The organism is Klebsiella sp. GW_Kp182 (assembly GCF_040062275.1).
In the GTDB taxonomy this organism is placed as follows: Bacteria; Pseudomonadota; Gammaproteobacteria; order Enterobacterales; family Enterobacteriaceae; genus Klebsiella; species Klebsiella michiganensis.
In genome coordinates this window covers 115,996-137,397 of the sequence record NZ_JBEAFQ010000012.1, presented here as the reverse complement: position 1 = coordinate 137,397, position 21,402 = coordinate 115,996, and the positions used below count along the sequence as shown (strand labels likewise).

Annotated in this window: 19 protein-coding genes; 10 read left to right on the top strand and 9 right to left on the bottom strand. The window is 58.7% G+C overall.

The genetic code is table 11. The features are described from left to right. Positions 1-12: 12 nt before the first annotated feature. Both ybbP and ybbA read right to left on the bottom strand, forming a co-directional pair. Positions 13-2,430, bottom strand: coding sequence for a putative ABC transporter permease subunit YbbP (ybbP, locus tag ABLU88_RS13735; RefSeq protein ID WP_348836730.1), 2,418 nt, complete (start codon positions 2,428-2,430; stop codon positions 13-15). Further along, the gene (gene ybbA, locus ABLU88_RS13730; RefSeq protein ID WP_004099723.1) at positions 2,427-3,113 is read right to left on the bottom strand and encodes a putative ABC transporter ATP-binding protein YbbA; all 687 of its coding nucleotides are present in this window, start codon (positions 3,111-3,113) and stop codon (positions 2,427-2,429) included. The genes ybbP and ybbA overlap by 4 nt, the downstream gene beginning before the upstream one ends. Here ybbA and tesA point away from each other — a divergent pair. The 3 genes from tesA (at position 3,084) to ABLU88_RS13715 (ending at position 5,422) form a co-directional block, all read left to right on the top strand. After that, positions 3,084-3,707 (top strand): multifunctional acyl-CoA thioesterase I/protease I/lysophospholipase L1, encoded by a 624-nt coding sequence (tesA, locus tag ABLU88_RS13725; protein ID WP_014228230.1) that lies wholly within the window; start codon positions 3,084-3,086, stop codon positions 3,705-3,707. The two genes, ybbA and tesA, sit on opposite strands and share 30 nt — an antisense overlap. Then, positions 3,697-4,506: an SDR family oxidoreductase gene (locus ABLU88_RS13720; RefSeq protein ID WP_161505845.1), complete on the top strand. Its 810-nt coding sequence runs from the start codon at positions 3,697-3,699 to the stop codon at positions 4,504-4,506. The genes tesA and ABLU88_RS13720 overlap by 11 nt, the downstream gene beginning before the upstream one ends. A 61-nt stretch (positions 4,507-4,567) precedes the next feature. Next, on the top strand, positions 4,568-5,422 hold the full coding sequence (locus tag ABLU88_RS13715) for a co-chaperone YbbN (protein WP_014228228.1): 855 nt from the start codon (positions 4,568-4,570) through the stop codon (positions 5,420-5,422). Between the two features lie 107 nt (positions 5,423-5,529). On the opposite strand, the gene fetB is transcribed toward ABLU88_RS13715, so the two are convergent. Together fetB and fetA are read right to left on the bottom strand one after the other, a co-directional pair. Further along, entirely contained in the window at positions 5,530-6,312 is a 783-nt protein-coding gene (gene fetB / locus ABLU88_RS13710; RefSeq protein ID WP_004129987.1) for an iron export ABC transporter permease subunit FetB, read from the bottom strand. After that, positions 6,299-6,979 (bottom strand): iron ABC transporter ATP-binding protein FetA, encoded by a 681-nt coding sequence (gene fetA / locus ABLU88_RS13705; protein WP_004848402.1) that lies wholly within the window; start codon positions 6,977-6,979, stop codon positions 6,299-6,301. The genes fetB and fetA overlap by 14 nt, the downstream gene beginning before the upstream one ends. 136 nt (positions 6,980-7,115) lie before the next feature. Here fetA and ABLU88_RS13700 point away from each other — a divergent pair, with 136 nt between their 5' ends. Together ABLU88_RS13700 and ABLU88_RS13695 are read left to right on the top strand one after the other, a co-directional pair. Further along, a complete protein-coding gene (locus tag ABLU88_RS13700; protein WP_004129981.1) occupies positions 7,116-8,033 on the top strand; it encodes an SPFH domain-containing protein in 918 nt (305 codons plus the stop codon). After that, positions 8,030-8,494: an NfeD family protein gene (locus ABLU88_RS13695; RefSeq protein ID WP_348836728.1), complete on the top strand. Its 465-nt coding sequence runs from the start codon at positions 8,030-8,032 to the stop codon at positions 8,492-8,494. Before ABLU88_RS13700 ends, ABLU88_RS13695 begins: the two co-directional genes overlap by 4 nt. Here the strand turns inward: ABLU88_RS13695 and cueR are convergent. After that, the gene (gene cueR / locus ABLU88_RS13690) at positions 8,491-8,901 is read right to left on the bottom strand and encodes a Cu(I)-responsive transcriptional regulator (RefSeq protein ID WP_004099697.1); all 411 of its coding nucleotides are present in this window, start codon (positions 8,899-8,901) and stop codon (positions 8,491-8,493) included. The two genes, ABLU88_RS13695 and cueR, sit on opposite strands and share 4 nt — an antisense overlap. A gap of 106 nt (positions 8,902-9,007) precedes the next feature. On the opposite strand from cueR, the gene copA reads away from it, so the two are divergent. The 3 genes from copA (at position 9,008) to ybaK (ending at position 13,036) form a co-directional block, all read left to right on the top strand. Beyond that, entirely contained in the window at positions 9,008-11,509 is a 2,502-nt protein-coding gene (gene copA, locus ABLU88_RS13685) for a copper-exporting P-type ATPase CopA (protein WP_348836726.1), read from the top strand. Positions 11,510-11,560: 51 nt separating this feature from the next. Beyond that, positions 11,561-12,355, top strand: coding sequence for a TraB/GumN family protein (locus ABLU88_RS13680; RefSeq protein WP_014228217.1), 795 nt, complete (start codon positions 11,561-11,563; stop codon positions 12,353-12,355). 201 nt (positions 12,356-12,556) lie between these two features. Further along, on the top strand, positions 12,557-13,036 hold the full coding sequence (gene ybaK, locus ABLU88_RS13675; protein WP_014228216.1) for a Cys-tRNA(Pro)/Cys-tRNA(Cys) deacylase YbaK: 480 nt from the start codon (positions 12,557-12,559) through the stop codon (positions 13,034-13,036). A 128-nt stretch (positions 13,037-13,164) separates the two neighbouring features. Here ybaK and ushA read toward each other — a convergent pair whose 3' ends face one another. Further along, on the bottom strand, positions 13,165-14,817 hold the full coding sequence (ushA, locus tag ABLU88_RS13670) for a bifunctional UDP-sugar hydrolase/5'-nucleotidase UshA (protein WP_032748309.1): 1,653 nt from the start codon (positions 14,815-14,817) through the stop codon (positions 13,165-13,167). A 163-nt stretch (positions 14,818-14,980) separates the two neighbouring features. Here ushA and ABLU88_RS13665 point away from each other — a divergent pair, with 163 nt between their 5' ends. Together ABLU88_RS13665 and ybaL are read left to right on the top strand one after the other, a co-directional pair. Then, positions 14,981-16,201, top strand: coding sequence for an MFS transporter (locus tag ABLU88_RS13665; protein ID WP_004848370.1), 1,221 nt, complete (start codon positions 14,981-14,983; stop codon positions 16,199-16,201). A 357-nt stretch (positions 16,202-16,558) separates the two neighbouring features. Beyond that, a complete protein-coding gene (ybaL, locus tag ABLU88_RS13660; RefSeq protein WP_014228214.1) occupies positions 16,559-18,235 on the top strand; it encodes a YbaL family putative K(+) efflux transporter in 1,677 nt (558 codons plus the stop codon). A 42-nt stretch (positions 18,236-18,277) separates the two neighbouring features. On the opposite strand, the gene ABLU88_RS13655 is transcribed toward ybaL, so the two are convergent. From ABLU88_RS13655 to adk, 3 genes are all read right to left on the bottom strand, one after another. Continuing rightward, positions 18,278-19,582, bottom strand: coding sequence for an inosine/guanosine kinase (locus tag ABLU88_RS13655; RefSeq protein WP_004137947.1), 1,305 nt, complete (start codon positions 19,580-19,582; stop codon positions 18,278-18,280). 63 nt (positions 19,583-19,645) lie between these two features. Continuing rightward, the gene (hemH, locus tag ABLU88_RS13650) at positions 19,646-20,608 is read right to left on the bottom strand and encodes a ferrochelatase (RefSeq protein WP_004129953.1); all 963 of its coding nucleotides are present in this window, start codon (positions 20,606-20,608) and stop codon (positions 19,646-19,648) included. A gap of 127 nt (positions 20,609-20,735) precedes the next feature. Then, complete coding sequence (gene adk / locus ABLU88_RS13645) at positions 20,736-21,380, bottom strand: adenylate kinase (protein ID WP_004848363.1); 645 nt, start codon at positions 21,378-21,380, stop codon at positions 20,736-20,738. Positions 21,381-21,402 lie beyond the last annotated feature (22 nt).

Below are 21,402 nucleotides of genomic sequence, written 5' to 3'. Positions count from 1 at the left end.
ACATAGCTAACCCTATCCCTGACTAAACTGGCGGAACAACGCCTTACCTTTCAGCAGACGCAGCCCCAGCCAGCCGCCGCACAGCGACAGCAGTATCGCCCCGCACAGCGGCAGCATCACCCACAGCCGCCAGTCCGGAGACCACGGGAAGTCAAAGATTTTGCTTTGCAGCAGCGCCAGCGCCACCTCAGCGCCAATCGCCGCCACGACGCCGGACACCACGCCCAGCAGCGCGAACTCCGCCCACAGCGTGGTGCGCAGCAGAGACTTCCCGGCCCCCAGCGTGCGCCAGACCACCAGCTCCTGATAACGCTGACGCATCCCGACCTGTACCTGCGCCAGCAGCAGCAAAACGCCGCAGGCGGTCACCAGAATCACCATCACCTCAAGCGCGCGGCTTACCTGGGTCAGCACCTGGCCAATCTGCTGCAAAATCGCGCCGATATCCAGCAGGCTGACGGTGGGGAATTCGCGGTTGAGCTGCGTGAGCATCCCGTTGCCGTTATCCCAGCGGAAGCTGGTCAGCCAGCTTTGCGGCTGGCCGTCGAGCGCCCCCTGCGGGAAGATAAAGAAGAAGTTCGGCCGCAGGCTCTCCCAGTCGACTTTACGCACGCTGGACACCTTCGCGCTAAAATCCTGAGTATCCCCGGTAAAGGTCACGCTATCGCCGAGCTTGACGCCCAGACGCTGCGCCAGCCCCTCTTCAATCGACACCTCGCCCGCCTTCGGCGGCCAGCTACCGGCAACCAGCGGATTATGATCCGGACGCTCGCGGCTCCAGGTGAGGTTAAGCTCCCGGTTCAGGGCTTCATCTTTATTGCCCTCCGTCACCTGACCGTTAATTTGCGTCAGGCGGGCGCGCACGATGGGGTAGAACTCGGTGGCGCGGGTCTGATGTTCGGCGAGGAAGGTTTTCACCGGCACCACCTGCTCCGGCGCGATGTTAATCAGGAAATAGTTAGGACTTTCCGGCGGCAGCTGCTGCTGCCAGCGGTCAAGCAGATCGCCGCGCAGCACCAGCAGCAGCGCCAGCAGCATAAACGACAGCGAAAAGGCCGCCAGCTGGCTCAGGGTCGACCACGGCTGACGCAGCAGACGGTTCACCGCCAGGCGCAGCGGCAGCGCTTTTAACGTCAAACGCTTCAGTAGCCACAGAACGCCCCATCCCGCCAGGCCGCACAGCAGCGCCAGCACCACGGCGCCCGCCAGCACCGCCCATAGCAGGGGGCTGCCGCCCATCAGCAGCGCCAGCAGGGCTACCACCACCGCGCACACCACTGGAATATAGAACGTCAGCGGCCAGACGTTGGCGACGACATCCTGGCGCAGCACCCGCAGCGGCAGCGTCGCCAGCAGCAGTCTATAAGGACGCAGCCCGACCAGCAGGGAAATCACCACCATCGCGCCGATCGCCCACAGCCACGGCCAGCCGCTCGCCGCCGGCAGCGCCGCCGGGAGCACCGGCTTAAGCATCAGCAGCAGAATATGCTCCAGCCCGACGCCCATCGCCCCGCCGGCGACCACCGCCAGCGCCAGCAGCATCAACCACTGGCCGACAATCAGCTTGCGCAGCTGCGCCCGCCCGGCGCCGAGGGTTTTAAGGATCGCCACCAGATCGTAACGACTGCGGCAGTAATGACTCATCGCCACCGCCACCGCGGCGACCGCCAGCAGCAGCGTTAACAGCGCCGACAGCAGCAAAAACTGCTGCGAGCGCTCCAGCGATTTACCCAGCGCGCTGTCGTCCTGCTCCAGGCCGATCCAGCGATGTTCAGGCCCCAGCTTCGGCAGCAGCCACTTTTCGTAGTCCGTCAGCTGCTGAGGGGTTCCGGCATACTTATAGCGCCAGGAGACGCGGCTACCGGGCTGCACCGCGCCGGTTTTCGCCACGTCTGCGGTATTCATCATCAGCCGCGGCGCCATCTGGAAGGGGTTAAATCCGGCATCCGGCTCCTGTATCACCTCGCCGGCGATGCGCAGCGTGGCGTCGCCCACGTCGATGGTGTCGCCGGTTTTCAGATTCAGCAGCGCCATTAATCGCGGCGCCAGCAGTACGGTGCCGGCGTGCGGCTTCAGCCCCGGCGGCTGGGTCTGCAGCTGACCATATAGCGGATAGGTGTCGTCAACCGCTTTGACGTCCGCCAGCTGCGGCGTATCGCCGGAAAACGTCATAGTGGCGAAGCTCAGCTGTTCGCCGACGGTTAAACCAAGGCGACGCGCTTCGTCAATCCATGCGCCTGGGACTTCGCGCGAGCTGCGCAGCGTGCGGTCGCCGGCCATAAATTCCCGGCTCTGCTGGCTGAGTCCTTTCTCCATGCGGTCGCTTATCGAGCCCAGCGCCAGCACGCAGGCCACCGCCAGGCTCAGCGCCAGCCAGACGATCAGCAGCGACGGCGAGCGCCATTCGCGCCAGAACCAGCGGGCGATCATGCTTCCTCCCGCAGCTGGCCATCCACCAGCCTCAGCCGTCGGTCGCAGCGCGCCGCCAGCAGCGGGTCGTGGGTGACGAGGATCAGCGTGGTGCCGTGCTCGCGGTTCAGCGAGAACAGCAGGTCGGCGATTTTATCCCCGGTGTGACGGTCGAGGTTGCCGGTGGGTTCATCGGCGAACAGCAGCTCCGGGCGGCCGTTAAACGCGCGCGCCAGCGCGACCCGCTGCTGCTCGCCGCCGGAGAGCTGTACCGGCAGGTGATGCAGGCGTTTGCCCAGCCCCAGCTGCTCCAGCAGCGCCCGGGCGCTGCCGCGGCTCTGGCTATCGCTTTCGCCGCGCAGCAGCGCCGGAAGCTCAACGTTTTCCAGCGCATTGAGGGTGGGTATCAGCATAAAAGATTGAAACACAAAGCCGACGTGCTTAGCGCGCAGCTTCGCCCGCGCCTCTTCGTCCATCTGGTGCAGCGGCTGTCCGAGCAGCGAAACCTCCCCGCTGCTGCCGTCGTCAAGCCCGGCGAGGATCGCCAGCAGCGTCGATTTACCGGACCCCGACTCGCCAATCAGGGCGATGGTCTGCCCCTGTTTGACAACCAGCTCAACTCCGGTAAGGATGGAAAGCTGATGCTCACCCTGACCGACGGATTTCTTAAGATGATGAACTTCAAGTATGTTTTCCGCTGGCATTTGCCTTTCCTGTTTCTGGTCCTGTTTACCTGCCGCGCGATGGCGGCCGACACGCTGTTGGTTCTCGGCGACAGTCTGAGCGCCGGTTATCGCATGGCGGGCAATACCGCCTGGCCTGCGCTGCTTAACGATAAGTGGCAGACCAAAACGCCGGTGGTTAACGCCAGCATCAGCGGCGATACCTCGCAGCAGGGGCTGGCAAGGCTGCCGGCTCTGCTTAAGCAGCATCAGCCGCGCTGGGTGCTGGTAGAGCTGGGCGGTAACGACGGGCTGCGCGGTTTCCCGCCGCAGCAGACGGAGCAGACGCTGCGTACCATTATTGAGCATATCAAAGCGGCGAACGCCCAGCCGCTGCTGATGCAAATTCGCCTGCCCGCCAACTATGGCCGCCGTTATAATGAAGCCTTTAGCGCAATTTATCCGGCACTGGCCAAAGAGTTTGATATTCCTCTGCTGCCCTTTTTTATGGAAGAGGTTTATCTGAAACCGCAGTGGATGCAGGACGATGGAATTCACCCTAATCGCGACGCCCAGCCGTTTATCGCCGACTGGATGGCGACGCGTTTGGCTCCCTTAGTTAATCATGACTCCTGATAACAGCGAGTCATTTGCAGGTAAAGTTATGCAAAAATCGGTTTTAGTTACAGGATGTTCCAGCGGAATTGGTCTTGAAAGCGCCCTTGATTTAAAGCGCCAGGGCTTTAACGTGCTGGCCGCCTGCCGCAAAGCGGAAGATGTCGCACGGATGCAGGAGCTGGGGCTGACCGGTGTGTTGCTGGATCTTGACGATCCGCAGAGCGTTGAACGCGCCGCCGCCGAGGTGATTGCCCTGACCGACAACCGCCTGTACGGCCTGTTTAACAACGCGGGCTACGGCGTCTACGGCCCGCTGCCGACCATCAGCCGCCGGCAGATGGAGCAGCAGTTTTCCGCCAACTTTTTCGGCGCCCATCAGCTAACGATGCTGCTGCTTCCGGCAATGGAGCCGCACGGCGAAGGGCGTATCGTGATGACCTCATCGGTGATGGGAATTATCTCCAGCCCCGGCCGCGGCGCCTATGCCGCCAGCAAATTCGCGCTGGAAGCCTGGTCCGACGCGCTGCGCATGGAGCTGCGCCACAGCGGAATTAAGGTCATCCTGATTGAGCCGGGCCCGATCCACACCCGCTTCACCAACAACGTCAACCAGACCCAGGCCGATAAGCCGGTGGAAAACCCCGGCATCGCCGCCCGCTTTACTCTCGGGCCGGAAGCGGTGGTGGAAAAAGTGCGCCATGCTTTTGTCAGCGATAAACCGAAGCTGCGCTACCCGGTCACTCTGGTGGCGCATGCGGTCGCCCTGCTGAAACGCCTGCTGCCGACCCGCGCGATGGACAAAATTATCCAGGGCTAAGTTGAAGCGCCAGCCGTCGTCCCCATATATCTATACAAATATCGATCAAAGAGACTTGCTCATGTCCGCACAGAATATTGTCAATATTACCGAAGCTAACCTACACCAGACGCTACAGCAGTCCGCGACAACGCCGGTACTGTTCTATTTCTGGTCCGCGCGCAGCCAACATTGCGAGCAGCTGACGCCGGTGCTGGAGAGCCTCGCCGCACAGTACAACGGCCTGTTTACCCTCGCTAAAGTTGACTGCGATGCCGAACAAATGCTGGCTTCGCAGTTTGGCCTGCGCGCAATCCCTACGGTTTACCTGTTCCAGAACGGTCAGCCGGTCGACGGCTTCGAAGGCCCGCAGCCGGAAGAAGCGGTGCGCGCGCTGCTGGATAAGTTCCTGCCGCGCGAAGAGGAGCTCAAAGCGCAGCAGGCGCTGGCGCTGATGGAGGAAGAGAACTACGCCGAAGCGCTGCCGCTGCTGAAAGACGCCTGGCAGCTGTCGAACCAGGAGAGCCAGATTGGCCTGCTGCTGGCGGAAACGCTGATTGCCCTGCACCGTTCCGATGAAGCGGAAACGGTGCTGAAAACCGTGCCGCTGCAGGATCAGGATACCCGCTATCAGGGACTGGTGGCGCAGATCGAGCTGCTGAAAAAAGCCGCCGACACGCCGGAAATTCAGCAGCTGCAGCAGCAGGTAGAGCAGAACCCGGAAGACGCGGCGCTGGCCTCCCAGCTGGCATTACAGCTGCATCAGGTGGGGCGTAACGAAGAGGCGCTGGCGCTGCTGTTCAGCCATCTGCAAAAAGATTTAGGCGCCGGAAACGGCGAGGTTCGCAAGCTGCTGCAGGAGATCCTCTCCGCCCTCGGCACCGGCGACGCGCTGGCCGCGAAGTACCGCCGCCAGCTCTACTCTCTGCTTTATTAATCGTAAAAAACCCGGCTCGCGCTGCGCTTAGCCGGGCTACAGGTTCTCCGCCGTCAGCGGGACGGTAGCCCGGGCAGGCGCGTTCAGCGCCGCCTCCGGGGAAAAACTTACGCGCGTTTTTTCAGCTGCGTCACCACCAGCTGATGGCGAGCATTAAAGAACTTCAGGTAGGTCAGATACCCGGCGATAATCGTTGACAGGCTGGCGGTCGACAGCAGCATAAACGTCACCATAATCTGGTACTTAATCGCTTTTACCGGATCAATCCCGGCGAAAATCAGCCCCGACATCATCCCCGGCAGGCTCACCAGCCCCACCGTTTTCGCCGAATCTACCGTCGGGATCAGCGCGGCGCGAATGCTATCGCGGATAAGCCTTGCAGAAGCCATCTTCGGCGTCGCGCCCAGGCTCAGCTTCTCCTGGATCTGCTGCTGCTCGCTGCTGAAACGCTGCCCCATGTTGTTGTAGCACAGCCCGACCGCCACCATCGCGTTACCGGCCACCATCCCGGCAATCGGAATCACCTGCATCGGCACAAACGCAATCGATCCGGAAAAAACCAGCACCGCCAGGGTTAATCCGGCGCCGGTGGTTATCGCGATAAACGAAGAAACAAAGGCTTTATCGATATATTTGCTGCGCTTTTTCGCATTCCACGCCGCGTTAAAGCAGATAAACAGCACCATCAGCAGCGTCAGCACGGCGTGATTAACGTTAAAGATATATTTCAGCACATAGCCGACGATAATCAGTTGCACAATCGCCCGGCAGATACTCCAGATAATATCTTTTTCCAGCGCCAGCTTTTCCCGGTAGCTGACGACGATCGCCACCAGCACCAGAACCATGGAGAGCGCCAGCGATTCGTTAGTAATATTATGCCCGTTCATTTTTTTTCTCCTCCTGCGCTTTTCCGCCGGCAGGCTTTAGGGTAATCACTTCATCGGCATGGGCAATTTCATTGCTATCGTGAGTGACCCACAGAACGGCGATATTTTTTTCGGTCGTGTAGCGATGGATAATCTCATTCACGTTTTTTTTATTGCTCTCGTCCAGCGCGCTGGTAATTTCATCGAGCAGCAACACCTGCGGTAAAAACTGCAGATTGCGAATCAACGAAACGCGCTGCTTTTCCCCGCCCGAAAGTTCATTGATTGACTTTTCCAGCGTATTCTCCGCCAGCCCGAAGCGCAGCAGATCGGCGACCAGCGCGTTGGGATCCGGCTGTTGATGACGGATCTGCCACGGGAAGACCAGGTTGTCATACACTGAATCGCCGAACAGCGCCGGGGTTTGCGCGCAGTAGGAAACCTGCTGACGATAGGTTTCCGGCGTTAAGTCATTAATGTTTTTACCGGCGAAGAAAATGCTTCCCGCGGTGGGGCTCAGCAGCGAAGCGATTATTTTTAATAACGTGCTTTTTCCGCAGCCGGAAGGGCCGGTAATCAGCTTAAATTCCCCTGCCCTGAGCTGAAAACTCATCTCATTAAGGATGGTCACTCCATCGGCCTGAAAACCCACATTGTCCAGGCGCAAAATAGCGTTACTTTCGGTCATTATTATTCCCAGTTTTTCGACAACGCCTCTAGTTTACTCCACTTTTCTTTCACCCGGATGCGCGGAAAGATATACTCTGGTTAAACGCGCGCCACTCTCCCGGCGCATCAACAGGCAACAAGACAGGAGGTTTTTGATGCTGATTTTTATCCCCATTCTTATTTTCGTCGCGCTGGTTATCGTCGGAGCGGCGGTAAAAATCGTTCCTCAGGGCTACCAGTGGACGGTAGAGCGCTTTGGCCGCTATACGCAAACGCTGCAGCCGGGGATGAGCCTGGTGGTGCCCTTTATGGATCGTATCGGGCGCAAAATTAATATGATGGAGCAGGTGCTCGATATCCCTTCGCAGGAGGTGATTTCGCGCGATAACGCCAACGTCACCATTGATGCGGTGTGCTTTATTCAGGTTATCGACGCGCCGAAAGCTGCCTATGAAGTCAGCAACCTCGAGCTGGCGATTATCAACCTGACCATGACCAACATTCGTACCGTGCTGGGCTCCATGGAGCTGGACGAAATGCTCTCCCAGCGCGACAGCATCAACACCCGCCTGCTGCATATTGTCGATGAAGCGACCAACCCGTGGGGCATCAAAATCACCCGCGTTGAGATCCGCGACGTACGCCCGCCGGCGGAGCTTATCGCCTCCATGAACGCCCAGATGAAAGCCGAGCGAACCAAGCGCGCCTATATTCTCGAGGCCGAAGGGATACGTCAGGCGGAAATTTTAAAAGCCGAGGGCGAGAAGCAGTCGCAGATCCTCAAAGCCGAAGGCGAGCGTCAGTCGGCGTTTTTACAGGCAGAGGCGCGCGAACGTTCCGCGGAAGCGGAAGCGCGCGCTACGCAGATGGTCTCATCCGCTATCGCCTCCGGCGACATTCAGGCCATCAACTACTTTGTCGCGCAGAAATATACCGATGCGCTGCAGCAAATTGGCGCGGCCAACAACAGCAAAGTGGTGCTGATGCCGCTCGACGCCAGCAGCCTGATGGGCTCCATCGCCGGGATCGGCGAGCTGCTTAAAGAAGGCGCTGGCGCGCAGAAAAAATCATGATCGCGCTGATTCTCGCCCACCCGCATATTTTCTGGCTCAGCCTCGGCGGGCTGCTGCTGGCGGCGGAAATGCTCGGCGGCAACGGTTATCTGCTGTGGAGCGGCATTGCCGGCGTCGTAACCGGGCTGCTGGTCTGGATGCTGCCGTTGAGCTGGGAGTGGCAGGGTACGCTGTTCGCCGTCCTGACCCTGCTGGCGGCCTGGCTGTGGTCGCGCTGGCTGCGTAACCGCGTTAAGCGCCAGAAGCCGGCGGACGCTCAGCTTAATCAGCGCGGGCAGCAGCTGCTTGGCCGCCGCTTTACGCTGGAAACGGCGCTGGTTAACGGCCGCGGACACGTCCGCGTGGGCGACAGTTCATGGCCGGTCATTGCCGATGACGACCTCGCGGCGGGCAGCAAGGTTGAAGTGGTCGCCGTCGAGGGGATTACGCTGCGGGTCAGGGAGCTCCCTAACGGCCGCTAGGCCTGGACTTTGCGGTGACAGCAGCCTGAGAGATTATCGATGATCGGGCAATCCGCGCTGTCATCGCCGGGGCAGGAGTCCGCCAGCGCCAGCAGCTGCGTACGCATGCCCTGCAGCTCGCTGATATGCCGCTCAATTTCCGCGACTTTCTCCAGCGTCCGGCGTTTCACGTCGGCGCTGTGCCGCGAGGGATCGTTGAACAGGAATATCAGCTCGCGACACTCTTCCAGATTAAACCCCACCTGGCGCGCCTGGCGCAGCAGGGTCAGTTCATCCAGATGCTGCTGGCTGTAGCTGCGGTAGCCGTTTTCGCTACGCAGCGGCGGCGTCACCAGCCCCTTCTCCTCGTAAAAACGGATCGCTTTGCTGGTTAAACCGGTCTTTTTCGCCACATCGCTAATATTCATCTTTCCCCCTTGACCTTCCCCTTGCTGGAAGGTTTAACCTTGTTAATACTCGATGAAAGAGTGTGTTCGGTCAATCATTAACCGGAAATTTATTCAGGAGTTATGTATGTCTACCACTATCGACCTCGCGCTTGATGGCCTCTCCTGCGGCCACTGCGTTAAACGGGTGAAAGAGAGTCTGGAGCAGCGTCCCGACGTTGAGCAGGCGGAAGTCACCGTTACCGAAGCCCACGTCACGGGCAGCGCCAGCGCGGAAGCGCTGATTGAGACCATTAAACAGGCCGGATACGGCGCGGAGCTCAGCCACCCAAAGGCTAAACCGCTGGCAGAATCATCAATCCCGCCGGAAGCGCTGACAGCGGCCACCTCTGAGCTTCCGGCAGCCCGTGACGAAGATGACAGCCAGCAGCTGTTAATCAACGGCATGAGCTGCGCCAGCTGCGTATCCCGGGTACAACACGCGCTCGCCGCGGTGCCGGGCGTCTCGCAGGCGCGGGTCAACCTGGCGGAACGCACTGCGCTGGTTATGGGCAGCGCGTCCGCCGCAGAATTAGTCCAGGCCGTAGAGAAAGCGGGCTACGGCGCGGAAGCTATCGAAGACGACCTCGAGCGCCGCGAGCGCCAGCAGGAAACCGCCGTCGCCACAATGAAGCGCTTCCGCTGGCAGGCTATCGTCGCCCTGCTGGTCGGTATCCCGGCCATGGGCTGGGGAATGATCGGCGACAATATGATGGTCAGCGATGATAACCGCTCCCTGTGGCTGGCTATCGGTGTTGTCACCCTGGCGGTGATGGTCTTTGCCGGCGGCCATTTCTACCGCAGCGCGTGGAAAAGCCTGAAAAACGGCACCGCGACCATGGATACGCTGGTAGCGCTGGGTACCGGCGTCGCCTGGCTCTATTCAATGAGCGTCAACCTGTGGCCGCAGTGGTTTCCGATGGAAGCCCGCCACCTTTATTATGAAGCCAGCGCGATGATTATCGGTCTGATTAACCTCGGCCATATGCTGGAAGCCCGCGCGCGCCAGCGCTCTTCGAAAGCGCTGGAAAAACTGCTCGATTTAACCCCGCCGTCAGCGAGGGTGGTCACCGACGAAGGCGAAAAAGATCTGCCGCTGGCTGAGGTTCAGGCGGGAATGATCCTGCGTCTGACCACCGGCGATCGCGTACCGGTCGACGGCGTCATTAGCCAGGGCGAAGCCTGGTTCGATGAAGCGATGCTCACCGGCGAGCCGGTGCCCCAGCAAAAAGGCGACGGTGACGCCGTTCATGCCGGGACCGTAGTGCAGGACGGCAGCGTACTGTTTACCGCCAGCGCCGTCGGCAGTCAAACCACCCTGGCGCGCATTATCCGCATGGTGCGCCAGGCGCAGAGCAGTAAACCTGAAATCGGCCAGCTGGCGGACAAAATCTCCGCCGTGTTCGTCCCGGCGGTCGTGGCGATAGCCCTGTTCAGCGCCGCGATCTGGTACTTTTTTGGCCCGGCGCCGCAAATTGTCTATACCCTGGTGATCGCCACCACGGTGCTGATTATCGCCTGTCCGTGCGCCCTGGGGCTGGCAACGCCGATGTCGATTATCTCCGGCGTGGGCCGCGCGGCGGAGTACGGCGTACTGGTGCGCGACGCCGATGCGCTGCAGCGCGCCAGCACCCTCGATACGCTGGTCTTTGATAAAACCGGTACCCTGACCGAGGGTAAACCGCAGGTGGTGGCGATAAAAACCTTTACCGCCATGGATGAGTCCACCGCTCTGCGTCTGGCGGCGTCTCTGGAGCAAGGTTCCAGCCACCCGCTGGCGCGCGCCATTCTCGACAAAGCCGCGGACCAACGCCTGCCTGCGGTAGAAAACTTCCGCACGCTGCGCGGGCTGGGAGTCAGCGGCGAAGCCGAAGGCCGCCGTCTGCTGCTCGGCAACCAGGCGCTGCTTAATGAGCACAAGATTGCAACGGCTGAAATAGAAGACGACATGACCGCCCAGGCGTCACAGGGTGCCACGCCGGTGCTGCTGGCGGTGGATGGTCAGGCGGCGGCGCTGTTCGCCATCCGCGATCCGCTGCGCGAAGATAGCGTGGCGGCATTAGCCAGGCTGCACCGCCAGGGCTATCGTCTGGTGATGCTGACCGGAGATAACCCCACCACCGCCAAAGCTATCGCCAAAGAGGCGGGCATTGATGAGGTGATTGCCGGGGTGCTGCCGGACGGGAAAGCCGATGCGATTAAGCGCCTGCAAAGCGAAGGGCATCAGGTGGCGATGATCGGCGACGGTATCAACGATGCGCCCGCGCTGGCGCAGGCCGATGTGGGGATCGCCATGGGCGGCGGCAGCGATGTCGCCATTGAGACGGCGGCGATTACCCTGATGCGCCATAGCCTGAACGGCGTTGCCGATGCGCTGGACATCGCCAAAGCCACGCTGCGTAATATGAAGCAGAACCTGCTGGGGGCATTTGTTTATAACTCGCTGGGCATTCCGATTGCCGCCGGGATCCTGTGGCCGCTGACCGGAACGCTGCTCAACCCGGTGGTGGCGGGCGCGGCCATGGCGCTCTCTTCGATTACCGTCGTGAGCAACGCCAACCGCCTGCTGCGCTATAAGCCGAAAGAGTAGATGTTGTATCCCATACGCGCTAGCATGAAGCCTTCACTTCATGGAGCACGTATGGGCCTGTTAAACCGAATAAAAATGCTGTGGCAAGCCGCCGTCGGCTCGTCTTATTCCTGGCCCGCGCTGGATATCACGCTTCCCGGCGAGCGCTATCTGCACCTGGTCGGCAGTATTCATATGGGCACCCGCGACATGTCGCCGCCGCCCGCCAGGTTATTAAAAAAGATCCGCCAGGCCGATGCGCTGATTGTGGAAGCGGATATTAGCGGCAGCGAAACGCCGTTCAGCAACCTCCCCTCCTGTCCGCCGCTGGCGGAACGCCTGAGCGCCTCCCTGCTTGCTGAACTGCAAGAGCGGGCGGGAGAAATGGGGCTGTCCATCGCCCTGTTCGACAGCCAGCCGCTGTGGCAGGTGGCGATGGTATTGCAGGCGACTCAGGCGCAAAAACTGGGCCTAAGGGCGGATTACGGCATTGATTATCAACTGCTGATGGCGGCACGCGAGAGCAATATCCGCGTGATGGAGCTGGAGGGAGCCGACAGCCAGATAGCGCTGCTGCGGGATCTGCCCGACGGCGGCCTGGCGCTGCTGGAGGATACCCTCACCCACTGGCGCACGAATGCGCGTCTGCTGCAGGTGATGATCGGCTGGTGGCTGGAGCAGCCGCCGTCAACGGGTGCAACCTCGCTGCCGACAACGTTTAGCCAGTCGCTGTATGATGTGCTGATGCATCAGCGCAATCTCGCCTGGCGCGAAACGCTGCTGGCGCTGCCGCCGGGGCGCTACGTGGTTGCCGTAGGGGCGCTTCATTTGTACGGGGAAGGGAATCTGCCGGACATGCTAACGTAAAAAAATGGCCAATATTGCTATTGGCCCGTCAAAGAGGAATTTCATCATTATTATTATTCCGGGGTTCGCGCCCCGGATCGTCTGATTGTCGCTCAAAGTGACCATCACTGCCAATACTATTGCGCAAGATGATACTATTTTTTAGACAGCCGTCGGGCGTATGCTTATGTCACATTAAATCGGTTGGTAAGAAGGATAACGATGACTCCCGCCGTAAAATTACTCGAAAAAAACAAAATTAGTTTTCACATTCACAGCTACGATCACGATCCGAACGAAACCAATTTTGGCGATGAGGTGGTGCGTAAGCTGGGGCTCAACGCGGACCAGGTCTATAAAACACTGCTGGTCGCCGTCAACGGCGACATGAAGCATCTGGCCGTCGCGGTGACGCCGGTAGCGGGTCAGCTGGATTTGAAAAAGGTGGCGAAGGCTTTAGGCGCTAAGAAAGTCGATATGGCAGACCCGATGGTCGCGCAGCGGGTCACCGGCTATCTGGTGGGCGGGATCAGCCCGCTTGGGCAGAAAAAACGCCTGCCGACGGTGATTGACGCGCCGGCCCAGTCGTTTGCCACCATCTATATTTCCGGCGGCAAACGCGGGCTGGATATTGAGCTGGCGGCCAGCGATCTGGCGAAGATCCTTGAGGCAAAATTCGCCGATATCGCGCGTCGCGATTAATTGACGGTTTTTCGTCTGATGACACTCCCGGAGGCGGCGCTGACGCGCCTTGTCCAGGCTACAAAATCCAAAACCACTCAGACCTGTCGCCCCGGTAAGCGCAGCGCCACCGGGGCGCTGCTCTGACATTACTGCCAGCTGACCTCGCCTTTCGGTTCATAAGCTGCCGCGTCAAGCGGTGAGTTTTTCTGGATATACTCTTTCAGCACCTCGGCATCGATAAAGCCGGTATTCACATAGCCGGGCTTAGTATCAATATGCGGGTAGCCGTCGCCGCCGGTGGCGTTAAAGCTCAGGGTCGCCATACGGTAGGTCTTCGCCGGATCGACCGGTTCGCCTTTGATAGTCAAATTATTAAGCTTACCGTCTTTGGCCACAAAACCGACGTTGGCAAACTGCGGATAGGCGCCAGAATCGGGCTTCATCTGCGCCACGGCGGTCAGATACTCCGTCACTTCCTTACCGCTCATATCGACATACACCAGCACGTTGCCGAAAGGCTGTACCTTCATCACGTCTTTATAGGTGATATCGCCCGCTTCAATCGAATCACGCACGCCGCCGCCGCTCATCACCGCGAAATCGGCATTGCTGCGCGCCATTTGCGCCGCCAGCAGCAGACGTCCCATATTGGTTTGCACAAAACGCACTTTGCTGCGATCGCCCTCCAGGTGCGCGTTTACGCTACCGATTTTGACCTGCAGCTGCGCTTTGCCCTTATTCTGGAACGGCGTCAGCAGGGAGAGCATCTGCGGATTTTCGGCGATTTGCGGCGTATAGAGCACGCGCTCGCTCTCGCCGTTGTCGTAAGTGACCTTTTTCTTCAGGTTGACCGGGATCAGCTGATAGTGCACCAGCTTCATTTCGCCGTTGCGGAATTCGAAGTCGGCGCGGCCCACATATTTGCCCCACTCATGGGCCTGGACGATCCAGATACCGTTCTGCTTGTCCGGCGCGCACGGGCTGCCCGGAACGTAATCCACCTGTTTTTTATTCTCAGAGGCCATACATACCGGATCCTGCGAGTGGCCGCCGACGATCATCGCCAGCGAACCTGCCGGCAGGCTGCGCGCCATCTCGACGTCGCCCGGCGCATTCGAGCCGTGGGCGCCGTTGTCATAATGGCCCATGTGGGTGGTGGCCAGAATGACGTCCGGTTTTTCATTCTGCTGCAGCTCCTGGATAACGAGTTTGGCCTCTTCCGCCGGTTTGCGGAACTCGATATCCGTAAAGAACTCAGGGTTACCAATTTTGGCCGTATCGTCGGTCGTCAGGCCGATAACCGCAATATTCAGCCCGCCGCGTTTGAACAGCGCCCACGGCTTAAACAGACGCTCGCCGGTGCTTTTCTGGTAAATATTGGCGGAGAGGAACGGGAACTTCGCCCATTTTTCCTGCTGACGCAGTACGCTAAGGGGGTTATCAAACTCGTGATTGCCTACCGCCATCGCATCATAGCCAATCAGGTTCATCCCGCGAAAATCGGGTTCCGCGTCCTGTAAATCGGATTCCGGCACGCCGGTGTTGATATCACCGCCGGATAACAGCAGCACGCTGCCGCCCTCTGCCGCCACCTCTTTGCGAATGCCGTCCACCAGCGTTTTTTGTGCCGACAGCCCGTATTCGCCGTAGTCGCTGCGCCAGAAGTGGCCATGATGATCGTTAGTATGCAGGATGGTAATTTTATAGGTTTTATCCTGCTCATAAGCCTGCGCAGACAGGCTCCCCAGCGATAACGCCGTGAATAGCGCCAGCGCAACGCCTTGCTTCATAAAGTGCATATTTCTCTCCCTGACGAAATGACAAGTGCCGAAAGTATAGCGAGTTAGCCGATTAGACAAATATGTTTTCAGAATTGCGACTTCCTTCAAACCTTAGGGGCAGGTATGTTAGGCAGATAATAATTCCACCTGCATCCTCTATAAAAAATACTTAAGCGAACCTATAGCAATGAATCAGACCGCACAACCCTTATCCGGCCCTGCTGCTGCGCCGCAAAAAGCACGCACCTCGTTTCGCATTCTCGGCGCTATCAGCCTCTCGCATTTGCTAAACGATATGATCCAATCGCTTATTCTGGCTATCTACCCGCTGCTGCAGGCCGAGTTTTCGCTGACCTTTGTGCAGATAGGGATGATTACCCTCACCTTCCAGCTGGCCTCATCGCTGCTGCAGCCGGTCGTCGGCTATCTGACCGACAAACACCCGATGCCGTGGTCGCTACCGATAGGCATGTGCTTTACCTTAAGCGGTCTGGTGCTGCTGGCGATTTCCGGGAGCTTCGGGATGGTTCTGCTGGCTGCCGCGCTGGTCGGTACCGGCTCTTCGGTCTTTCACCCGGAGTCTTCACGCGTGGCGCGAATGGCCTCCGGCGGTCGCCATGGCCTGGCGCAGTCGATATTCCAGGTCGGCGGCAACTTTGGCAGTTCGTTAGGCCCGCTGCTTGCGGCCCTGATTATCGCGCCCTACGGCAAAGGTAACGTTGGCTGGTTTGTCCTGGCGGCGCTGCTGGCGATCGTCGTGCTGGCGCAGATCAGCCGCTGGTATGCCGCTCAGCACCGTATGAACAAAGGTAAACCCAAAGCGGTCATTGTCAATCCATTGCCGAAAAACAAAGTCATTCTGGCGGTTAGCATTCTTTTGCTGCTGATTTTCTCAAAATACTTCTATATGGCGAGCATCAGCAGCTATTACACCTTTTATCTGATGCAAAAGTTTGGATTATCGGTGCAAAACGCACAGTTTCATCTATTTGCTTTCCTTTTTGCCGTCGCGGCGGGAACGGTGATTGGCGGGCCTGTAGGCGATAAGATTGGGCGAAAATATGTTATTTGGGGCTCTATCCTTGGCGTAGCGCCGTTTACTCTTGTTTTACCCTACGCATCGCTGGAATGGACCGGAATTTTAACGGTGATAATTGGTTTTATCCTCGCGTCGGCTTTTTCCGCCATTCTGGTCTACGCTCAGGAGCTGTTGCCGGGGCGGATTGGCATGGTTTCTGGTTTGTTCTTCGGATTCGCTTTTGGCATGGGTGGCCTTGGCGCCGCGGTGCTGGGGCTGTTAGCTGACCATACCAGTATCGAGCTGGTCTATAAAATCTGCGCTTTCTTGCCACTGATTGGCATCCTGACGATATTTCTGCCTAACAACCACCAAAAGTCCTGATTCTTCGGCAGCCAAAGTGTAACTTTGGCTGCCTCAATCCCTTACCCCACCAGCATTACCCCGCATAAGCTGCTGCCATTTTGCGGTCCGTGCTTTTTTGCATGCCAATTCCATCTTTCTGCAAAATTCAACGATTATTCATAAACAAAACCGCTGAAATTGTCATAAACTATTATTCGGTTTTTTGGTTTTATACCCTAAATAATTCAAGTTGCAGGAAGGCGGCGACGCAGGGAATCCCCTGGAGCTTACTGAAGTAAGTGACTGGGGTGAGCGAGGAAAGCCAACGCCCATGCAAATTGAAGTATGACGGGTATATGCCGAAAATGGATCAGCTCACCACTGCAAGGAGACGGAATGCACCACGCAACACCGCTAATCACCACCATTGTCGGCGGCCTTGTGCTCGCCTTTATTCTCGGCATGATTGCCAATAAGCTACGTATTTCTCCTCTGGTGGGATATTTATTAGCGGGCGTGCTGGCCGGACCTTTTACCCCAGGTTTCGTTGCTGATACCAAGCTGGCGCCGGAGCTGGCCGAGCTTGGCGTGATCCTGCTGATGTTCGGCGTGGGTCTGCATTTCTCCTTAAAAGATTTGATGGCGGTCAAGGCCATCGCTATTCCGGGGGCAATCGCCCAGATCGCCGTGGCGACGCTGTTGGGTATGGCGCTCTCTGCCATGCTGGGCTGGTCGTTAATGACCGGGATCGTTTTTGGTCTGTGTCTTTCTACCGCCAGTACCGTGGTGCTGCTGCGCGCGCTGGAAGAACGACAGCTTATTGATAGCCAGCGGGGGCAAATCGCCATCGGCTGGCTGATTGTGGAAGATCTGGTGATGGTGCTGACGCTGGTGCTGCTGCCGGCGGTCGCCGGCATGACCGAGAAAGGCGACGTTGGCCTGGCTACCCTGGCCCTCGATATGGGCATTACCATCGGTAAAGTCGTTGCCTTTATCGCCATTATGATGCTGGTCGGCCGCCGCCTGGTGCCGTGGATTATGTCACGCAGCGCGGCAACCGGCTCGCGCGAGCTGTTTACGCTGTCGGTGCTGGCGTTAGCGCTCGGCATCGCCTTCGGCGCCGTTGAGCTGTTTGACGTCTCCTTCGCCCTCGGCGCCTTTTTCGCCGGTATGGTGCTCAATGAATCCGAGCTCAGCCATCGTGCGGCCCACGATACCCTGCCGCTGCGCGACGCCTTCGCCGTACTGTTCTTTGTTTCCGTGGGAATGCTGTTTGACCCGATGATCCTGATCGATCAGCCGCTGGCTGTGCTGGCGACGCTGGTCATCATTATTTTCGGTAAATCGGCCGCCGCCTTCTTCCTGGTACGAATGTTCGGCCACTCGCCGCGCACCGCGCTGACCATTGCCGCCAGCCTGGCGCAAATCGGTGAATTTGCCTTTATTCTCGCCGGGCTGGGAATGGCGCTGGATCTACTGCCGCAGGCGGGGCAAAACCTGGTGCTTGCCGGCGCCATTATCTCCATCATGCTCAACCCGGTCCTGTTTACCCTGCTGGAAAAATATCTCGATAAAACGGAGACGCTGGACGAACAGACGCTGGAAGAAGTGCTTGAAGATGAGAAACAGATCCCCGTCGATATCTGTAACCACGCGCTGCTGGTCGGTTTCGGTCGCGTCGGGAGCCTGCTCGGTGAAAAACTGATGGCGCAGGGCGTGCCGCTGGTGGTTATCGAAACCTCGCGTACCCGCGTTGACGAACTGCGCGCACGCGGTATTCGCGCGGTATTAGGCAACGCCGCCAATGAAGAGATTATGAATCTGGCGCATCTTGACTGCGCCCGCTGGCTGCTGCTGACCATCCCTAACGGCTATGAAGCCGGGGAAATCGTGGCTTCCGCGCGCGAGAAGTGCCCGAATATCGAGATCATCGCGCGCGCCCACTACGACGATGAAGTGGAGTATATCGTTGAACGCGGCGCCAACCAGGTGGTGATGGGCGAGCGGGAAATCGCCCGCGCCATGCTGCAGCTGCTCGAAACGCCGCCAGCAGGCGAGCTTATTACCGGTTAATGCTTCCGGCCCCGGCTTCTCGGGGCCGGCTTTACTTACCGCTTAGCGATCCCAGTAAGCCTCTTCCAGGCTATCTTCACGCTCCGGCAGTCCCCGGGTCAGACGCGGCGAGTGCTGGTTCAGCACCTGATAGCTCACGCGGTTAGCGTATTTACACACCTGCGCCAGCGATGAATAGGTCAGCCACTTGCACTTGTGCTTGCTGGAGTTCGGCACGTTGTTGCGATGATAGTTATTGGCGGTGATATCGTGCAGCAGCGCCGCCAGCGCGCCGTCGCCCGCGCCGTTGGTATTCATGATCTTCTCCGGCCCGCCCATATAGGGTGCGATATGCGAATAAATACGCAGCGGATTTTCGCAATCCTGATGGCGCATCGCGCGGCTGAATTCATACTGGTTAAACTCGGCAATCGCGCCCGGCAGCAGCGGATGCTGCGTTTTGCGCTTAGCCTCATCCTCGGTAAAACTGGCCATATACAGCCCGGCAGGCCCGGCTGTGCACAGTACCAGGTCAACCCACTCCAGCGCCTTGTCGGAGGCCAGCAGCGGATCGGATAATCCGGTCAGCGCTTCCGCCTCCTCTTCGTTCATCGCCAGAATAGAGACGTGCTCCTTGAGGAACGCCTGCCACCACGCCGGATTATCGGCGATGACGTATTTGGTCCCCAGAGTCAGGACCACTGGTACATCGTGCTTTTTCGCATATGCGATGGCCTGCATCGTCGCGTCCGGCATCGGCTCGCCCGGCTTGCAGCGCACGAGATAGGAGGTCAGCACCAGCGCGGAGGCGCCGGCGATAACGCTTTCCGGAATGCTTTCCGGACGGAGCTTGTTCATATGCCCGGGGCTGATCGCAAAGGTGCGCTCGCCGGAGTCGCTAATCAGCGTAAAGCAGCGCCCAATCGCCCCATCCACCCCCTGCAGGTAGTTCAGATCGGTACGGCTGGAGGTGTTGCACAGGTAGCGGTAGGCGTAGCCGCCGATTTCAATATTGCTGCACATGACGCCAAGCAGAACCGAACGGTCATCCGCCAGCACCGAGTAGTTGTGCATGGTGTTACCGATGGTGCCGCCGGCAAACTGGTGGGTAATCAGGTCGTTGCGAACCAGTTCCTGATACAGCGCTTCGGCGACATCGTCTTCAATCACCAGCGAATGCCCGGCGCTCAGGCCGTAGCGTACGATAAACGCCTCATCCACTTTCGCTTCGATATCGACCAGGGTTTGATCGATGCCGACCACCCAGGCGACGTTAGACTCGTTGTCCGGCTGAATTTGCTGCAGCAGCGGATCGCGAGCGTTGACGGGAAAATAGTGTTTGGATTTGCGTTTACCGGGAAATTTCATAGTGGCGATTTATTGACAGTGAACAAGCGGGGAATAGTAGCATACTCCCCGCCGCACGCGCGATCAGCGATATTTCGCCGTCAGGTTGACCATCATTTCAATATGCGCGGTGTCCGCATTAAGCGCCGGAATGTACTCATATTGTTGGCCGCCGGCTTCGAGGAAGATTTCCCGGTTCTGCACCGCGATCTCCTCCAGCGTCTCCAGGCAATCGGCGGAAAAGCCGGGGCAGATAACCTGAATATGCTTCACCCCTTTCTCACCGAGCATTTTCAACGTTTCGTCGGTGTAGGGCGTCAGCCAGGGCTCACGACCAAAGCGCGACTGGAACGTCATCATCACCCGGTCAGGTGGCAGCCCCAGGGCTGAAACCAGCTCACGGGTGGTATCGCGGCAGCGCTGAGGATAGGTATCCCCTTGCTGGGCGTACCGCTGCGGGATGCCATGATAGGAGAGCAGCAGTAAATCTGGCTCACCGTGCACCGCAAAGGACGCGCGCACGCTGGCGGCCAGCGCGTGAATATAGTCCACGTCATCGGCGTAGTCGCGAATAAAAGAGATGCCGGGGATGGCGCGCTTTTTGGCAAGGATACGCCCTAGTTCATCCCAGACCGCCGCCACGGTGGAGCAGGAGTACTGCGGATAGAGCGGTAGCACCACGATGTGATCCACGCCCTGCTCCAGCAGTTCATCAACCGCGCTCTCCAGCGACGGCGAACCGTAGCTCATCCCCAGCGCCACCGGCGTATCCGGAAGCCGCGCGGCCAGCGCCTGCCGCTGCTGCTGGCTATAGACCATCAGCGGCGAGCCATCTTCCATCCAGATGGACTGATAGAGCTTAGCGACCCTGGGGGCACGCAGGGGCAGTATCACGCCGCGCAGCAGCGGCCACCACAGTAGACGGGAGGTATCCACCACGCGCCGATCGCTAAGAAACTGTCGTAGATAGCGCTTTACCGCGTCGGGCGTGGGCGCATCGGGAGTGCCTAAATTGGCTAATAAGATACCTGTTTTCGTCTGATGCATTACCGCCTCTTAACCATTTGAATCGCTGACAATTGTAGCTGAAATGGCGCTAAACGGAACCAATCATAGAAAAAGGTAAAATGAGAGGAGTTCTCACCCCGCCGCGGCGGGATGAGAACTAACGGAATTAACCGAGGATTTTTTCCAGTTCAACGCGAACGTCGGCCACCGCTTTGGTGCCATCGACTTTCGCGTACTGGGTATTGCCCGCTTCGGCTTCTTTCTGATAGTAGCCGATCAGCGGAGCCGTCATCTGATGATACTCAACCAGACGCTTACGCACGGTCTCTTCCTGGTCGTCTTTACGGGTGGTCAGCTCTTCGCCGGTCACGTCGTCTTTGCCTTCAACTTTCGGCGGATTAAATTTGATGTGGTAAACGCGGCCGGAAGCTGCGTGAACGCGACGCCCGATGATGCGGTCAACGATCAGTTCGTCAGGAACATCGAATTCCAGCACGTAATCCACGGTGATACCCGCTTCTTTCATGGCGTCAGCCTGCGGAATGGTGCGCGGGAAGCCGTCCAGCAGAAAACCGTTGCGGCAATCTTCCTGAGTAATACGCTCTTTGACCAGGGCGATAACCAGTTCGTCGGTGACCAGCTTACCGGCGTCCATAATATCTTTCGCCTGTTTGCCCAGCTCGGAGCCTGACTTCACCGCGGCACGCAGCATGTCGCCGGTGGAGATTTGCGGAATACCGTATTTCTCCATGATGAACTGAGCCTGAGTTCCTTTACCCGCGCCCGGAGCGCCAAGCAGAATAATACGCATTACGAAAATCCCCTCAAAAGTT

Excerpts from the sequence above, each read along its gene's own strand:
- ybbP (WP_348836730.1), bottom strand. The coding sequence starts at position 2,430 with ATGATCGCCCGCTGGTTCTGGCGCGAATGGCGCTCGCCGTCGCTGCTG.
- tesA (WP_014228230.1), top strand. The coding sequence starts at position 3,084 with ATGAACTTCAAGTATGTTTTCCGCTGGCATTTGCCTTTCCTGTTTCTG.
- ybbA (WP_004099723.1), bottom strand. The coding sequence starts at position 3,113 with ATGCCAGCGGAAAACATACTTGAAGTTCATCATCTTAAGAAATCCGTC.
- ABLU88_RS13720 (WP_161505845.1), top strand. The coding sequence starts at position 3,697 with ATGACTCCTGATAACAGCGAGTCATTTGCAGGTAAAGTTATGCAAAAA.
- ABLU88_RS13715 (WP_014228228.1), top strand. The coding sequence starts at position 4,568 with ATGTCCGCACAGAATATTGTCAATATTACCGAAGCTAACCTACACCAG.
- fetB (WP_004129987.1), bottom strand. The coding sequence starts at position 6,312 with ATGAACGGGCATAATATTACTAACGAATCGCTGGCGCTCTCCATGGTT.
- fetA (WP_004848402.1), bottom strand. The coding sequence starts at position 6,979 with ATGACCGAAAGTAACGCTATTTTGCGCCTGGACAATGTGGGTTTTCAG.
- ABLU88_RS13700 (WP_004129981.1), top strand. The coding sequence starts at position 7,116 with ATGCTGATTTTTATCCCCATTCTTATTTTCGTCGCGCTGGTTATCGTC.
- ABLU88_RS13695 (WP_348836728.1), top strand. The coding sequence starts at position 8,030 with ATGATCGCGCTGATTCTCGCCCACCCGCATATTTTCTGGCTCAGCCTC.
- cueR (WP_004099697.1), bottom strand. The coding sequence starts at position 8,901 with ATGAATATTAGCGATGTGGCGAAAAAGACCGGTTTAACCAGCAAAGCG.
- copA (WP_348836726.1), top strand. The coding sequence starts at position 9,008 with ATGTCTACCACTATCGACCTCGCGCTTGATGGCCTCTCCTGCGGCCAC.
- ABLU88_RS13680 (WP_014228217.1), top strand. The coding sequence starts at position 11,561 with ATGGGCCTGTTAAACCGAATAAAAATGCTGTGGCAAGCCGCCGTCGGC.
- ybaK (WP_014228216.1), top strand. The coding sequence starts at position 12,557 with ATGACTCCCGCCGTAAAATTACTCGAAAAAAACAAAATTAGTTTTCAC.
- ushA (WP_032748309.1), bottom strand. The coding sequence starts at position 14,817 with ATGCACTTTATGAAGCAAGGCGTTGCGCTGGCGCTATTCACGGCGTTA.
- ybaL (WP_014228214.1), top strand. The coding sequence starts at position 16,559 with ATGCACCACGCAACACCGCTAATCACCACCATTGTCGGCGGCCTTGTG.
- ABLU88_RS13655 (WP_004137947.1), bottom strand. The coding sequence starts at position 19,582 with ATGAAATTTCCCGGTAAACGCAAATCCAAACACTATTTTCCCGTCAAC.
- hemH (WP_004129953.1), bottom strand. The coding sequence starts at position 20,608 with ATGCATCAGACGAAAACAGGTATCTTATTAGCCAATTTAGGCACTCCC.
- adk (WP_004848363.1), bottom strand. The coding sequence starts at position 21,380 with ATGCGTATTATTCTGCTTGGCGCTCCGGGCGCGGGTAAAGGAACTCAG.